Raw genomic sequence first — 14478 nt, 5'->3', positions numbered from 1 at the left:
CCAATGAACACCGCGTACCGGAAGAATCTTCCCGGTACGAGCCTGGATTACTTCGATGCGCGCGCCGCCGTTGAAGCGATCGAAGCGGGCGCCTATGACAAGCTGCCGTACACGTCGCGCGTGCTGGCCGAGAACCTGTGCCGCCGCTGCGACGCCACGCAGCTGACCGCGTCGCTGCAGCAGCTCGTCTACCGCAAGAGCGACCTGGACTTTCCGTGGTTCCCGGCACGGGTCGTGTGCCACGACATCCTCGGCCAGACCGCGCTGGTCGACCTGGCCGGGCTGCGCGATGCCATCGCGGAGCAGGGCGGCGACCCGGCGCTCGTCAATCCCGTGGTGCCCACGCAGCTCGTGGTCGACCATTCGCTGGCGGTCGAATGCGGCGGCTTCGACCCCGATGCGTTTGCAAAGAATCGCGCCATCGAGGATCGCCGCAATGAAGACCGTTTTCATTTCATCGAATGGACCAAGCGGGCATTCCGCAACGTCGACGTGATCCCGCCGGGGAACGGCATCCTGCACCAGATCAACCTGGAGCGCATGTCGCCGGTCGTGCAGGTGAGCGATGGCGTCGCCTATCCGGATACGCTGGTCGGCACGGATTCGCACACGCCGATGGTCGATGCGCTAGGCGTAATCGCGGTCGGCGTCGGCGGGCTGGAAGCGGAAACCGTGATGCTGGGCCGTGCTTCATGGATGCGCCTGCCGGACATCGTCGGCGTCGAGCTGACGGGGCGGCCACGGGAGGGCATCACCGCCACCGACATCGTGCTGGCGCTGACCGAATTCCTGCGCAAGGAAAAAGTGGTGTCGGCCTGGCTCGAGTTCCATGGCGAGGGCACGGCCGCGCTGACGCTGGGCGACCGCGCCACCATCGCCAACATGGCGCCGGAATTCGGCGCCACCGCCGCGATGTTCTCCATCGACGAGCAAACCATCAAATATTTGCGCCTGACCGGTCGCGAGGATGACCAGGTGGCGCTGGTCGAACTGTATGCGCGGCATGCGGGCCTGTGGGCCGACAGCCTCGTGAATGCCGAATACGAACGCGTGCTGCGCTTCGACCTGGGCACGGTGGTGCGCAACATCGCCGGCCCGTCGAACCCCCACAAACGCGTGCCGACGTCCGAACTGGCCGCCCGCGGCATCGCCGGCGTCGTCGAGAACGAGCCGGGCCGCATGCCCGACGGCGCCGTGATCATCGCCGCGATCACCAGCTGCACCAACACGAACAACCCGCGCAACATGATCGCCGCCGGCCTGCTGGCTCGCAATGCCAACCGGTACGGCCTGTTGCGCAAACCGTGGGTCAAGAGCTCGCTGGCGCCGGGATCGAAAGCCGTCACCCTGTACCTGGAAGAGGCCGGGCTCCTGCCGGAGCTCGAGCAGCTGGGCTTCGGCGTCGTCGCCTATGCCTGCACGTCGTGCAATGGCATGTCCGGCGCGCTCGACCCGGTCATCCAGCAGGAGATCGTCGAACGCAACCTGTATGCGACGGCGGTTTTGTCCGGCAACCGCAACTTCGACGGCCGTATCCACCCCTACGCGCAGCAGGCCTTCCTGGCTTCGCCACCGCTGGTGGTGGCGTATGCGATCGCCGGTACGATCCGCTTCGACATCGAGAAGGATGCACTGGGTCATGACGACCAGGGCAATCCCGTCACCTTGCAGGACCTGTGGCCGAGCGACGAGGAGATCGATGCCATCGTGGCGGCCAGCGTGAAGCCGGAGCACTTCCGCAAGGTCTACATTCCCATGTTCGCACGGCAGGAAGCGGCGGTCGGCAGCGTCAGTCCGCTGTATGAGTGGCGGCCGCAAAGCACGTATATTCGCCGCCCGCCTTACTGGGAGGGCGCGCTGGCCGGCGAACGCACGCTGACCGGCATGCGGCCGCTGGCAGTCCTCGGCGACAACATCACGACGGATCACCTGTCGCCGTCGAATGCGATCCTGGCCGACAGCGCGGCCGGCGAATACCTGGCGAAGATGGGCCTGCCGGAAGAGGACTTCAACTCGTACGCGACGCACCGCGGCGACCACCTGACCGCGCAACGCGCCACGTTCGCAAATCCCACCTTGAAGAACGAGATGGTCGTGGCCGACGGCCAGGTCAGGGCGGGCTCGCTGGCGCGCATCGAACCGGAAGGCACGGTCACGCGCATGTGGGAAGCGATCGAAACTTACATGGCGCGCCGGCAGCCGCTGGTCGTGATCGCCGGCGCCGACTATGGCCAGGGTTCGTCGCGCGACTGGGCCGCGAAAGGCGTGCGGCTGGCGGGCGTGGAAGCGATCGTGGCCGAAGGCTTCGAGCGCATCCACCGCACGAATCTCGTCGGCATGGGCGTGCTGCCGCTCGAGTTCACCGGCGGCATCAACCGGCTCACGCTCGGCATCGACGGTACGGAAACGTTCGACGTGGTGGGCGAGCGCAAGCCACGCGCCACGCTGACGCTGGTCATCCATCGAAGCAATGGGGAGAACGTCACGGTGCCGGTGCAGTGCCGCCTCGACACGGCGGAAGAAGTGGCGATCTACGAAGCGGGCGGCGTGCTGCAGCGCTTTGCCCAGGATTTCCTCGCTGCCACCAGCGTGCCTGCCAATAGCGAGGCGGCATGATGACGCCGCCACCACAAACGAGGATCGCCGCAACCTATATGCGCGGCGGCACCAGCAAGGGCGTATTCTTCAAGGTCGAAGACTTGCCCGAGGCGGCGCGCGTGCCGGGGCCGGCGCGCGACGCGCTGCTCCTGCGCGTGATCGGCAGCCCCGATCCGTATGGCAAACAGATCGACGGCATGGGCGGCGCCACGTCGAGCACCAGCAAGACGGTGCTGCTGTCGCGGAGCACGCGGCCGGACCACGATGTCGATTACCTGTTCGGCCAGGTGTCGATCGACAAGCCGTTCGTCGACTGGAGCGGCAATTGCGGCAACCTGTCGGCCGCCGTGGGACCGTTCGCCATCGCCAACGGCATGGTCGACCCGGCCCGCGTGCCGCGCAACGGCCTGGCCGTGGTGCGCATCTGGCAAGCCAATATCGGCAAGACGATCATCGCCCACGTGCCGGTAACGAACGGCGAAGTGCAGGAGACGGGCGACTTCGAGCTCGACGGGGTGACGTTCCTCGCCGCCGAGGTGCAGCTCGAATTCATGGACCCGGCGGCCGACGAGGAGGGTGCCGGCGGCGCGATGTTCCCGACCGGCCGCGTGGTCGACGATCTCGACGTGCCCGGCGTGGGCACGCTGCGCGCGACGATGATCAACGCCGGCATCCCCACGATCTTTGTCGACGCGGCCAGCATCGGCTATACCGGCAGCGAGCTGCAGGAAGCCATCAATGGCGATGCGAAAGCGCTGGCGATGTTTGAAACGATCCGGGCCCACGGTGCGGTGCGCATGGGGTTGATCGCGCACGTGGACGAGGCGGCAAGGCGGCAGCACACGCCGAAGGTGGCGTTCGTGGCGCCGCCGGCCACCTATGGCGCTTCGTCGGGCAAGACCGTGCACGCCGGGGAGGTCGACCTGCTGGTGCGCGCACTGTCGATGGGCAAGCTGCACCACGCGATGATGGGCACCGCCGCCGTGGCGATCGGTACGGCTGCGGCGATTCCGGGCACGCTGGTCAACCTTGCCGCTGGTGGCGGCGTGCGCACGGCGGTGACGTTCGGTCACCCGTCCGGCACGCTGCGCGTGGGCGCCGAAGCGCTCGAAGCGGATGGCCAGTGGCTCGTGACGAAAGCGGTCATGAGCCGCAGTGCGCGCGTGTTGATGGAAGGCCATGTGCGCGTGCCACTTCAACCATAACGCCGCGCTTGCATCGAAGGCAATGGGGTAACCAACTGTTGTATCGAAGCCCGGCATTGCAGGGCTTCTTGCATTGCGCATGGCTATTGCGGAGCGGCTGGTTTATGATTTGAAGCCGAGTTGCCGTATGGCAGCTATTCTTGCGTGACAATATGCCATGAACGATGCTCCCGCCATTGCCGACCCCGTCACCGACGCACTACAGCTGATCGGCATGCCGGCCTGCGCCTGCGATGGCGGCGGCATCGTGGTGGCATCGAACGCGGAGTTCGATGCACTGCTGGCGCGCGATCCGCGCGGGATGGCCATGGTGGACCTGTTTGCGCGGCACATGCGCGGCGACGGCTGCGCGGCACTCGAAGCGGCGCTGGCCGGTGGCGATACGGCCGCGTGGGACAGCTGCGTGATCGCCGCCGCGGGGCGGTACGTGGCCGTGCAAGTCACGGTCAAGCCGTTTCCCGCCGCGCTGGGGCGGCGCGGTGCCACGATCCTGTTGCACGACATCGGCGCCGTCCAGCGCGACCAGCAGGCGCTGCGCAAGGCCTTGCTGGAACAGCGCGCGATCCTGGAGAACGCCGCGGTCGGCATCATCTTCAGCAAGCACGACCATGTCCAGGAATGCAATATGCGCGCGGCGGAAATGTTCGGCTATGCCCGCCACGAGATGGAAGGCAAGCCGAGCCTGATGCTGTACCCGGATGTCGAGCAATTCGACACGATGCGCGAACGCTGGATGCCGGTGTTGCACGAGGGCCAATCGGTCACGCTGGAAACGCCGATGAAGCGGGGCGACGGCGCGCTGTTCTGGTGCCGCGCGCATGGCCGCGCGGTCGACCCTTCCGACCGGCAGGCGGGCATGGTGTGGATCGTCGAAGACATCAGCGAGCAGCGCGCCGCCAGCGAAGCCACCCGCAAGATACTGCTGGAACAGAAGGCGATCCTCGATAACGCATCGGTGGGTATCCTGTTCACGAAGAACCAGCACATGTTGAGCTGCAATCCACGCATTGCCGCGATGTTCGGGTATGCGCCGGACGAGATGATCGGCATGCATGCGGGCGCCGTGTTCCCGTCGGAGCAGGTGTATCGCGAGTTCGGCGCCGAGGCCGGCCCCCTGCTGGCCCACGGCCGGCCATTTGAAAAGAAGGAATTCCGCTTCCAGCGCAAGGATGGTTCGCTGTTCTGGTGCCGCGTGCGGGCCAAGGCGGTGGACCAGGAGCAAAACGACGGCGGCACGATCTGGATCCTGGAAGACGTGACGCTGTCGCGGCAGAACCAGATGGAATCCGAAGCGTTGATGAACAATGCGTCGATCAGCATACTGTTCACGCGCGAGCGCACGATCACGCGCCACAATCGCGGCTTTGCCGAGATGTTCCGCTACGGCAGCGAAGAGGCGAACGGCATGTCATGCGAGGCGCTCTATCCTTCGGTGGCCGCCTACGAGGCGCTCAGCGCGCAGGCCGGCCCGCTGCTGGCCGCTGCCCGGCCGTTCCAGACCGAGATCGAACTGCGGCGCAAGGATGGCAGCACGTTCTGGGCCCAGCTGATCGCCTATGTGGTCAATCCCGATGCGCCGGAGCAGGGCACGATCTGGATCGCCGAGGACCGCACGGAGCACAAGGCCGCGGAGGAATCGTTGCGCCAGGCGGCGGACTCGGTGCGCCGCGCGCGCGACGAGCTGGAGATCCGCGTGCTGGAGCGTACCGCCGAACTGGCCGGCGCGAACACGATGCTGCAGGGCGAGATCGTCGAGCGCCGGCAGGCCGAGGCAAGGGTGCACCATATGGCGTACCACGACAGCCTGACCGGCCTGCCGAACCGCGCGCTGCTGACAGACCGTGTCGAGCGCGCCGTGCTCAATGCGCAGCGCACCGGGCGCTCGCTGGCCGTGATGTTCCTCGACCTGGACCGGTTCAAGACCATCAACGATTCACTGGGCCACCTGACCGGTGACGCGCTGCTGAAGGAAGTGGCGGGCCGGCTGTGCCGGGCGGTGCGTGCCAGCGATACGGTGGCGCGGCTGGGCGGCGACGAATTCGTGGTGCTCGCGCCGCATATCCGCGACAGCGAGGAAGCGGCCCAGGTGGCCGAAAAGATCATCGACGCGCTGGCGCCGCCATTCCCGCTTGACGGGCATACACTGCATATCACGCCGTCGATCGGCATCTGCATCTGCCCGGACGACGGGCAGGACGTGGAAACCCTGATGCGCCATGCCGACGCGGCGATGTACCACGCCAAGGCGGCCGGCCGCAACAATTACCAGTTCTTCACGCAAAAGATGAATTCGGCGGCGACGTTCTTCGAGCTGGAAAGCAGCCTGCGCAGCGCGCTGGCGCAGGACCAGTTCGAGCTGCATTTCCAGCCGATCATCGACATCGGCTCGCGCCGCCTGCATTCGCTGGAAGTGCTGCTGCGCTGGCGCCGGCCGGGCAGTGGCCTGGTAGGTCCCGACAAGTTCATTCCCATCCTCGAAGAAAATGGCCTGATCGTGCCGGTCGGCGAATGGGTCATCCGGCGCGCGTGCGAGCAAAGCATGGAATGGAAGCGGCAGGGCCTGCAGCCGGTGCCGCTGGCCGTGAACCTGTCGCCGCGCCAGTTCATGCACAGGGGCCTGATGCCGGCGATCCGCCGCATCCTCGATGAAACGGGCATCGATCCGGCATTGCTGGAATTCGAGATCACGGAAACCGCGCTGATGCAGCACGGCGAGCAGACGCTCGATATTCTCGGCCAGATCAACGCGATGGGCATTCGCCTGTCGATCGACGATTTCGGTACCGGCTACTCGAGCCTCGCTTACCTGAAACGCTTCCCGGTCAAGAAGATCAAGATCGACCGCGCATTCATCAAGGACCTTGAAAAGAGCGCCGAGGACAGGGCGATCGTGGCGGCGATCATCGCCTTGTCGGACAGCCTGCAACTGTCGGTGGTGGCGGAAGGCGTCGAAACGGAAGGGCATTACGCCCTGCTGCAGCAGCAGGGTTGCCAGTTTGCCCAGGGCTACCTGTTCTCGCAGCCGGTGCCGCGCGCGAACGCGGGCAACCTGCTGGAACGCCTGGACTGCGTTCAGTCCAGGGTGGCGATCACGGGCGTGTGATCGGAGGGCTGTTGCCATTTGCGTGGCGCGCGGTCGATCGTGCAGCCGGTGCAGCGCGCCGCCAGCGGTGCCGACAGCAGGATGTGGTCGATCCGCAAGCCCTGGTTCTTCTGGAAGCGCAGCATCCGGTAATCCCACCAGCTGTATGCCTTTTCCGGTTGCGCGAAAAGCCGGTAGGCATCGGTCAGGCCCACATCGAGCAATGCCTGGAACGCCGCACGCTCCCGCGGCGATACATGCACTTCCCCTTCCCAGGCAGCGGGATCGTGCACGTCGCGGTCTTCCGGCGCCACGTTGTAGTCGCCCAGCACGGCAAGGTTCGGGTTGCGCGCCAGTTCACTCGCCAGCCAGTCGCGCAATGCCGCCATCCAGCCCAGCTTGTACACGTATTTGTCGGAATCGACGGCCTGGCCGTTCGGTACATAAGCGCAAACGACCCGCACGCCGCCGATCGTCGCGGCGAGGATACGCTGCTGTTCGTCCGGATACAGCGGATTGTTGCGGACGATATCGGTCATTGGCAGGCGCGACAGGATGGCGACGCCGTTATAAGTCTTTTGCCCTGAAAATTCGACCGCATATCCGGCCGCTTCAATTGCCGCGACCGGGAATTTTTCATCAGTAAGCTTCGTTTCCTGTATGCAGATTATGTCGACCGGATTTTCTGCCAGCCATTGCAAAAGATGAGGCAGACGGACATTCAGGGAATTGACGTTCCATGTGACGAGTTGCATAGTATTCCTTGCGGTGATTCATTTTGGGCGGCATATTACCGCAATGAGTACTCCACGAGTTGCAAAAACCTAATACAATGTACGGAAGTTCAATTGCGCTGCGTCAGCAATTGAAGACAATAAGACTACTCTCAGACGCAACTTCGTTGCAAAATGCGACCACTTTGAAAAATTATTGCTGTTTTTGCCTCACAGTTATCAAAATAGTACTAAAATTCGCTTAGCGAAGCCGTAAAAGGGCAATATACTGGAGTTTGTTCGTCATCGAACGGCTTCCGCCCGGCTTGGTTCGACAAGCTTTTTGGCGCTTTGACACTGCAAATTGCTACATCTTGAGTGTTGTCTTGCGTCAATGGGTGGTACTATTGAGAAACTTTGGTTAAACGTGCAAAGCATTTGTAAAGGAAGAAAATGCGATCTGCATTCGAAACATGGGCTCAGAAGGACGGGCACATCGTCCGTCGCCGCGAAGACAAGCCAGAAGAATATCTGGTGTATGAAACGCAGCGCCGCTGGCTGATCTGGCAAGCAGCGCTGGAACACGGCAAGACTCCCGGCGGTCGCAAGGCCGCCAAGGATTCTGTCGACAAGGGCAGCGCCCGCACCGCAACCGCCACTGCAACTGCAACCCGGCCGCAAGTGATTGCCTCGGATGAAGCGGAGGTGCGCAACCAGGTGCTGAACGAAGTGCTGGATGCTTTCTCGGCACTGAAAAGCAAGGACAACACGGCAATGGACGACATCATGCATGTCATCCAGGGGCTGAAGCAGAAGCAGCAGGCCGGCAAGAACGGCGACTGACCGCTCGATGCCAACTCGGCAGACCACGTTGACCGGCATGGTGCGCAAGCACGGTGCCGGGGTGGTCTCGGCCGGGCCGCGCGAGCCGTTTGCACGGCAACCCCCACGGTTGCCGTGGCACGCGCGCTTGCGCCTGCTGCTCGTGTCCGTGTCAGCAGCCGCTGGCAGCTTACTGCCCGGTTCCGCGCTCGTCGCGGCACTGGCGGGTTGTGCCACGCTGACCGAATCGACCGAACAGTATGTGATGGTGCAAACCGTGCTCGACCACCAGCAGGTGGCCGGGATCGGCTGCGTGTTAAGCAACGACATCGGGCGATGGTTCGTCACGTCGCCCGGCCGCGTTCGCGTGCGGAAAAGCACGCAGCCGCTGACCGTCGATTGCCGGCTCAATGACGTGTACGTCTACGACCAGATCAGTCCAAAGCAGAACAGCTCGCGCTGGGGCAATATCCTGCTCACGGCCGGCACCGGCCAGTTCGTCGACCGCCAGACCGGCGCCGGCTTCGACTATCCCAGCACCTTGACCGTGCTGCTCAAGCGCGTTGCCCCGCCGCCGCCTGCACCGCCGGCCGCGCCCCCGCCCAAGCCGAAACCCGAGCCGAAACCGGATCCCAAGCCACCCGCACCACCGCCGCAGCCACCACAGCCGCCCGGCGGCTCCACCATTTACTGACTGTCCGCACGGCGCATTCACCGTGGCGCGGCATCGCCGGGGCGACGTCAGCTGGATGATGAGCGGCGAAGGCCTGACACGCATTTGCCAGATGAATTAAAACGCCGCCCGGGTTACCCCTGGCGGCGTTCATCTGTAAGGCGCTCTGCTTCAGGCCCTGATTGCTTTGAACCGTATCGATGCTTCGAGCCCTATCATTGCTTCGGGCCCTATCGTTGCCTCAAACCGTGTTCTTGCCTCAAGCGCTGTTGTTGCTTCAAACCTTATTGTCGCTTCAAACCCTGTTAATCAGGAAATTCGTCAGCAGCGGTACCGGCCGGCCCGTCGCGCCCTTGGCGGCGCCGGATTTCCAGGCGGTACCGGCAATGTCCACGTGCGCCCACGGATACTTGCGCGTGAAGTTTTCCAGGAAGGCGGCGGCGGTGCACGAGGCGCCGCCCGGCGAGCCGATATTGGCCAGGTCGGCAAAATTCGACTTGAGCTGATCGTTGTACTGCTCGCCGATCGGCAGGCGCCACACGGTATCGCCGGTCGCACGGCCGGCCGCGGCGATTTCCTCGGCCAGCGCGTTGTGCTCGTCGTCGTCGCGCGTGAACAGGCCGCTGTGGTGGTGGCCCAGCGCCACGATGCACGCGCCGGTCAGCGTGGCCACGTCAATCACGGCGGCCGGGTTGAAGCGCTCGGCATAGGTCAGCGCGTCGCACAGGATCAGGCGGCCTTCGGCGTCCGTGTTCAGCACTTCGATCGTCAGGCCGTTCATCGACGTGACAATGTCGCCCGGCTTCGTGGCGCGGCCGGAAGGCATGTTCTCGCACGCCGGCACGATGCCGATCACATTCAGCTTCAGGTTCATCTCGCCGATCGCCCGGAACGTGCCCAGCACCGAAGCGGCGCCGCCCATGTCGTACTTCATTTCATCCATGCCGGGGCCCGGCTTGATCGAGATGCCGCCCGTGTCGAACGTGATGCCCTTGCCGACCAGTACCACCGGCGCATCCTTCGGCTTGCCGCCCATGTGCTTCATGACGATGAACTTTGGCGGCTGCTCGCTGCCGTTCGTCACGGACAGGAAGCTGCCCATCTTCAGCGCCTCGAGCTGCTTGCGCTCGAGGACCTCGACGTTGAACTTGAATTCCTTGCCCAGGCTCTTGGCCGTCTCGGCCAGGTAGGTTGGCGTGCAGATGTTGGCCGACAGGTTGGCCAGGTCTTTCGTCAACTGCATGCCGTTGGCCACGGCGATCGCCTGCGCCAGTGCCAGCTTGGTGCCTGCGTTGTTCACCACTGCCAGCGCGATCTTCTTCACGCCGGCGGGGGCCGGGTCCTTCTTCGACTTTTGCGCGTCGGTGCGATAGATGCTTTCGCGCGCGGCCACGACCACGGCGCGGATCGCCCAGTTCACGTCGCGCTCTTTCAGTTCGGCCAGCGGCAGTGCGATAATGGCATCCGCCGCGCCCAGCGTGGCAAACACCTTCAGCGCGGCTTGTACGCCGCTCGTGAACGCTTTCTCGGTCACGCCGTCCGCATTGCCCAGTCCAACCAGCAGCACGCGCTCGGCCGCCACGCCAGCCAGTCCGCGCAGCAGCAGGGTGGAGCCGGGTTTGCCGGTGATGTCGCCGGACTTCAGCGCTTGCGTGATGTGCCCGGCGGTGTCGAGCGCCTGGGCGTCCTGCGAAAGCTTCCTGTTTTCGTATACGCCCACTGCGACACAGCCGGTCTTGGCCGACGCGATGGTGTTCTTGGTGTCGAATGCTTTTATGCTAAAGTCCATTTTTGTTCTCCGTAGGTGCGCGTTAGTTTGTCCGTTCGTCTCGTGGACGAACGCCAAGGCGCGGTAGCTTAACCCAGTTACGTGATTCGGCGGCAGGAGCCGGCTGCATGAGCCGCGCACTTGACGGCCCGAACGAGCCGCACAAATGCGCCGGTCACATAACCTCACTTATCGAATTATAAGCTTCGAATGATTTTTCAACGCGCCCTCAGGCGTGAGCTGCTCAGCTCCGCCGGGGCTACCTTCATGGTGCTGTTCACCATCATCCTCACGTGGACCCTGATCAGGATCCTTGGCCAGGCCGCCGGCGGCAAGGTCGCATCGTCCGACGTCATCGCCCTGATCGCGTTCACGTCGCTGAACTACCTGCCGCTGATCCTGGCGCTGACCAGTTTCATCGCCGTCCTGCTGGTGGTCACCCGAACCTATCGCGATTCCGAAATGGTGGTGTGGTTCGCGTCCGGCCAGAGCCTGACCGCATGGATCCGGCCCGTGCTCACGTTCGGCGCGCCGATCATCGTGGTCACCGCGGTACTCGCGTTCTATGCGGGCCCCTGGGCCAAGCAGCAGTATGCGGAATACGTGGAACGCTTCGCCAAGCGCGAAGACCTGCAGAAGGTGTCGCCCGGCCAGTTCAAGGAATCCGGTTCCACCAACCGCATCTTCTTCGTCGAAGGCACGTCCGGCGAAACGTCGTCGGTGCAGAACGTCTTCGTCAACCAGATCGATGCGCGCGGCACCTCGGTCATCGTCGCCAAGGAAGGCGTGATCGAAACGGGCGATAACGGCCAGCGCTACCTGGTGCTGAAGAATGGCCGCCGTTACCAGGGCGAGCCTGGCCAGGCGGACTTCCAGACAATGGAATTCGACAGCTACAAGATGCGCGTGGCGCAGCAGGCCACGAAGCTCGAGACGATCCAGAAGATGAATGCCGTCCCGACGACGACGCTGGTCAAGATCCCCACCAACCAGGCCCGTGCGGAACTGTTGTGGCGCATTTCCGCGCCGATCACCTGCCTGGTGCTGATGCTGCTGGCGATTCCGCTCGGCTTCGTCAATCCCCGTGCCGGCAGTTCGACGAACCTCATCATCGCGATCCTGATCTTCTTCACCTACTACAACATGACAGAACTGTTCAGGAAAGGCGTCGAGCAAGGCAGGTTCAGCTTCACGATGGGATGGTGGCCGCTGCACGTGGCGGCGCTGCTGACGGTGGTGCTGCTGTTCCTGTGGCGCCTGAACGTGAACAGCCGCTGGCATCCGCAGGCCCTGCTCGCGGCGCGCAAGCGCGGCAAGGGGGCGGCATGAGTGTCCTGCAACGCTACTTCACCGTTTCCATCACGAAGGCCGTCGTGATGGTGCTGCTGGCATTCCTGGGCCTGACCGCGTTCATGGACCTGACCAATGAGCTGTCGTCCGTGGGCCGCAATGGCTACTCGCTCAAGGATGCGCTGCTGTATGTACTGGTGATGATCCCGCAGCACGTGTACGAAGTGATGCCGGTCGCCGCACTGATCGGCACGATCTACACGATGGCGCAGTTCGCATCGTCATCCGAGTTCACGATCATGCGCGCCGCCGGCATGTCGACGCGGATGGCCGGCTGGATGCTGTTCAAGACCGGCATCCTCTTTGTCGTCCTCACGTTCATCTTCGGCGAGCTGATCGCCCCGCGCACGGCGCTGATGGCCGAGCGCCTGCACCTGACGGGCCGCGGCACCACGGTATCTTCCGAATTCCGCTCCGGCCTGTGGACGAAGGACATCGTCAAGAGCGAAGGCCTGACCGGGACCGTGCAAGGCTCGCGGTTCTTCAACGTGCGCCAGGTGCGCCCGGACAGCAGCCTGGTCGACGTGAAGCTCTATGAATTCGACAACAGCTACCGCCTGCGCACGCTGACGGTGGCGAAAAGCGGCACCTACCAGGGCAATAACGTGTGGCGCCTGCAGGACGTGACGGAAAACCACTTCACGAATCCGGCATTGCTGAAGGGCGAGGCCACGGCGCAAAACAACTTCGCGCAGGAGACCAGCGCGATCGAAACGCGCAAGCATGCGACCAAGGACCTCGTTTCCGAGATCACGCCGAAGATTCTTTCCGTGGCCGCCTCGGATCCGGAACGCATGTCTGCCAACGAACTGGCCGTCTACACGCGTCACCTGCAGGAAAACCGCCAGCAGACGGAGCGCTTCAAGATCGCGTTCTGGAAAAAGCTGATCGATCCGCTGGCGATCTTCGTGCTGATGGCGCTGGCGCTGCCGTTCGGCTACCTGCATACACGCAGCGGCGGCGTGAGCCTGAAGATCTTCATCGGCATCATGATCGGCGTAAGCTTCCTGCTCGTGAACACGCTGTTCTCGCATGTGGGCGCCTTGTCCACGCTGCCGGCGTACGTGATCGCGGTGATGCCGAGCCTGATTTTCCTGGCCCTCGCGGTGGGGGCACTTTACTGGGTGGAGCGACACTAGATATGACAAAACGAGCACTGATCCTGTTTGCCCATGGCGCCCGTGCCGCCAGCTGGGCCGCGCCATTCGAGCGGCTGCGCGACCTGGTGGCCGCGCGCCAGCCCGATGCCGATGTGTCGCTGGCCTTCCTGGAGCTGATGTCGCCGCGCTTGCCGGAACGGGCCACTGAACTGGTGGCGCAAGGCATCACCGACCTGACCGTGGTGCCGGTATTCCTGGGCCAGGGCGGCCATGTCCTGCGCGACCTGCCGCTGATGATCGACGAGTTGCGCGCCGAGCATCCGCAACTGGCAGTACGCGTCGCCGAGGCGGCAGGCGAGAATGCCGCCGTGCTGCAGGCGATTGCCGATTACTGCATCGGTGCGCTGGCCGATGGCCGTTGATATCGGCCCCTTTGCGATTGCCCAGACGGTCGTCGCCAAGGGCGATATTGATGTCAACGTCGCCCGGCACGTCGCACTGGCACAAGCCGCGGCGGACGAGGGCGCGCGCCTCGTGCTGTTTCCCGAACTGGCGTTGACGGGCTACGAACCGGCGCTGGCGGCCGGGCTTGCGCTGAACGTCGACGATGCGCGATTGACGCCGCTGCGCGAAGCCGCGATGCGGTACGGCATCGTGCTCGTGACGGGCGCACCGCTGAAGTCGGCCGGCCCGCCGCGTATCGCCGCGCTGTCGTTCCTGCCGGATGGCACCGTGAAGGTGTACACGAAGCAGCACCTGCACCCGGGTGAGGACGCCGCGTTTGCGGCGGGGGATGGCGGCCCGGCTTTGCAACTGGACGGTGCGAGTGTCGCGCTGGCGGTCTGCGCCGATGTCGCGCACGCGGAGCACCCCGCTGCGGCATCGCGCTGGGGCGCGCACCTGTATGCCGCCAGCATGCTGGTGTCGGAACATGGTTATGAGAACGATGCCGCGCTGCTGCGTGCTTACGCGCGCGAATACCGGATGCCGGTAGCAATGGCAAACCACGGCGGGCCGACAGGCGGCTGGGCCAGTGCAGGGCGCAGTGCACTGTGGGATGAGAATGGCACTGCCGTCATCGCCGCGCCGGGCAGCGGTGAGTGCCTGCTGCTGGCTCGACGGGATGGCGCCGGGTGGCACGCGCGCATGATCGATACGCCCGCCTGA

Annotated in this window: 11 protein-coding genes; 9 read left to right on the top strand and 2 right to left on the bottom strand. The window is 64.3% G+C overall.

Annotated elements, in window-relative coordinates:
* Positions 1 to 3 precede the first annotated feature (3 nt).
* From acnD to EWM63_RS05410, 3 genes are all read left to right on the top strand, one after another.
* Positions 4 to 2616, top strand: a complete 2613-nt coding sequence (gene acnD / locus EWM63_RS05420) for a Fe/S-dependent 2-methylisocitrate dehydratase AcnD (protein WP_130190200.1) — start codon at positions 4 to 6, stop codon at positions 2614 to 2616.
* A complete protein-coding gene (gene prpF, locus EWM63_RS05415) occupies positions 2616 to 3803 on the top strand; it encodes a 2-methylaconitate cis-trans isomerase PrpF (protein WP_130190199.1) in 1188 nt (395 codons plus the stop codon). The genes acnD and prpF overlap by 1 nt, the downstream gene beginning before the upstream one ends.
* Before the next feature lie 157 nt (positions 3804 to 3960).
* Complete coding sequence (locus EWM63_RS05410) at positions 3961 to 6906, top strand: bifunctional diguanylate cyclase/phosphodiesterase (RefSeq protein ID WP_130185620.1); 2946 nt, start codon at positions 3961 to 3963, stop codon at positions 6904 to 6906.
* Here EWM63_RS05410 and EWM63_RS05405 read toward each other — a convergent pair.
* Positions 6876 to 7640, bottom strand: a complete 765-nt coding sequence (locus EWM63_RS05405) for an exodeoxyribonuclease III (protein ID WP_130185619.1) — start codon at positions 7638 to 7640, stop codon at positions 6876 to 6878. The genes EWM63_RS05410 and EWM63_RS05405 overlap by 31 nt on opposite strands.
* A 411-nt stretch (positions 7641 to 8051) precedes the next feature.
* Here EWM63_RS05405 and EWM63_RS05400 point away from each other — a divergent pair, with 411 nt between their 5' ends.
* Together EWM63_RS05400 and EWM63_RS32005 are read left to right on the top strand one after the other, a co-directional pair.
* A complete protein-coding gene (locus tag EWM63_RS05400; RefSeq protein WP_130185618.1) occupies positions 8052 to 8441 on the top strand; it encodes a phiTE_015 family protein in 390 nt (129 codons plus the stop codon).
* Positions 8442 to 8448: 7 nt separating this feature from the next.
* Positions 8449 to 9114 carry a hypothetical protein gene (locus EWM63_RS32005; RefSeq protein WP_207221247.1) on the top strand — a complete coding sequence of 222 codons (666 nt, stop codon included), beginning with the start codon at positions 8449 to 8451 and terminating at the stop codon, positions 9112 to 9114.
* A 274-nt stretch (positions 9115 to 9388) separates the two neighbouring features.
* Here the strand turns inward: EWM63_RS32005 and EWM63_RS05390 are convergent, their stop codons facing one another.
* Entirely contained in the window at positions 9389 to 10882 is a 1494-nt protein-coding gene (locus EWM63_RS05390) for a leucyl aminopeptidase (protein ID WP_130185617.1), read from the bottom strand.
* A 189-nt stretch (positions 10883 to 11071) separates the two neighbouring features.
* Between EWM63_RS05390 and lptF the strand changes: the two genes are divergently transcribed.
* From lptF to EWM63_RS05370, 4 genes are read left to right on the top strand one after another with little or no spacing between them, the layout of a single operon-like run.
* Positions 11072 to 12190 carry an LPS export ABC transporter permease LptF gene (gene lptF / locus EWM63_RS05385; protein WP_130185616.1) on the top strand — a complete coding sequence of 373 codons (1119 nt, stop codon included), beginning with the start codon at positions 11072 to 11074 and terminating at the stop codon, positions 12188 to 12190.
* Positions 12187 to 13350 carry an LPS export ABC transporter permease LptG gene (gene lptG / locus EWM63_RS05380; RefSeq protein ID WP_130185615.1) on the top strand — a complete coding sequence of 388 codons (1164 nt, stop codon included), beginning with the start codon at positions 12187 to 12189 and terminating at the stop codon, positions 13348 to 13350. Before lptF ends, lptG begins: the two co-directional genes overlap by 4 nt.
* A gap of 2 nt (positions 13351 to 13352) precedes the next feature.
* A complete protein-coding gene (locus EWM63_RS05375; RefSeq protein ID WP_130185614.1) occupies positions 13353 to 13733 on the top strand; it encodes a sirohydrochlorin chelatase in 381 nt (126 codons plus the stop codon).
* The gene (locus tag EWM63_RS05370; protein WP_130185613.1) at positions 13723 to 14478 is read left to right on the top strand and encodes a carbon-nitrogen hydrolase family protein; all 756 of its coding nucleotides are present in this window, start codon (positions 13723 to 13725) and stop codon (positions 14476 to 14478) included. The genes EWM63_RS05375 and EWM63_RS05370 overlap by 11 nt, the downstream gene beginning before the upstream one ends.

It is taken from the genome of Pseudoduganella lutea (genome assembly GCF_004209755.1).
Lineage (GTDB): Bacteria > Pseudomonadota > Gammaproteobacteria > Burkholderiales > Burkholderiaceae_D > Rugamonas > Rugamonas lutea.
This window is presented reverse-complemented; position numbering and strand designations above follow the sequence as displayed.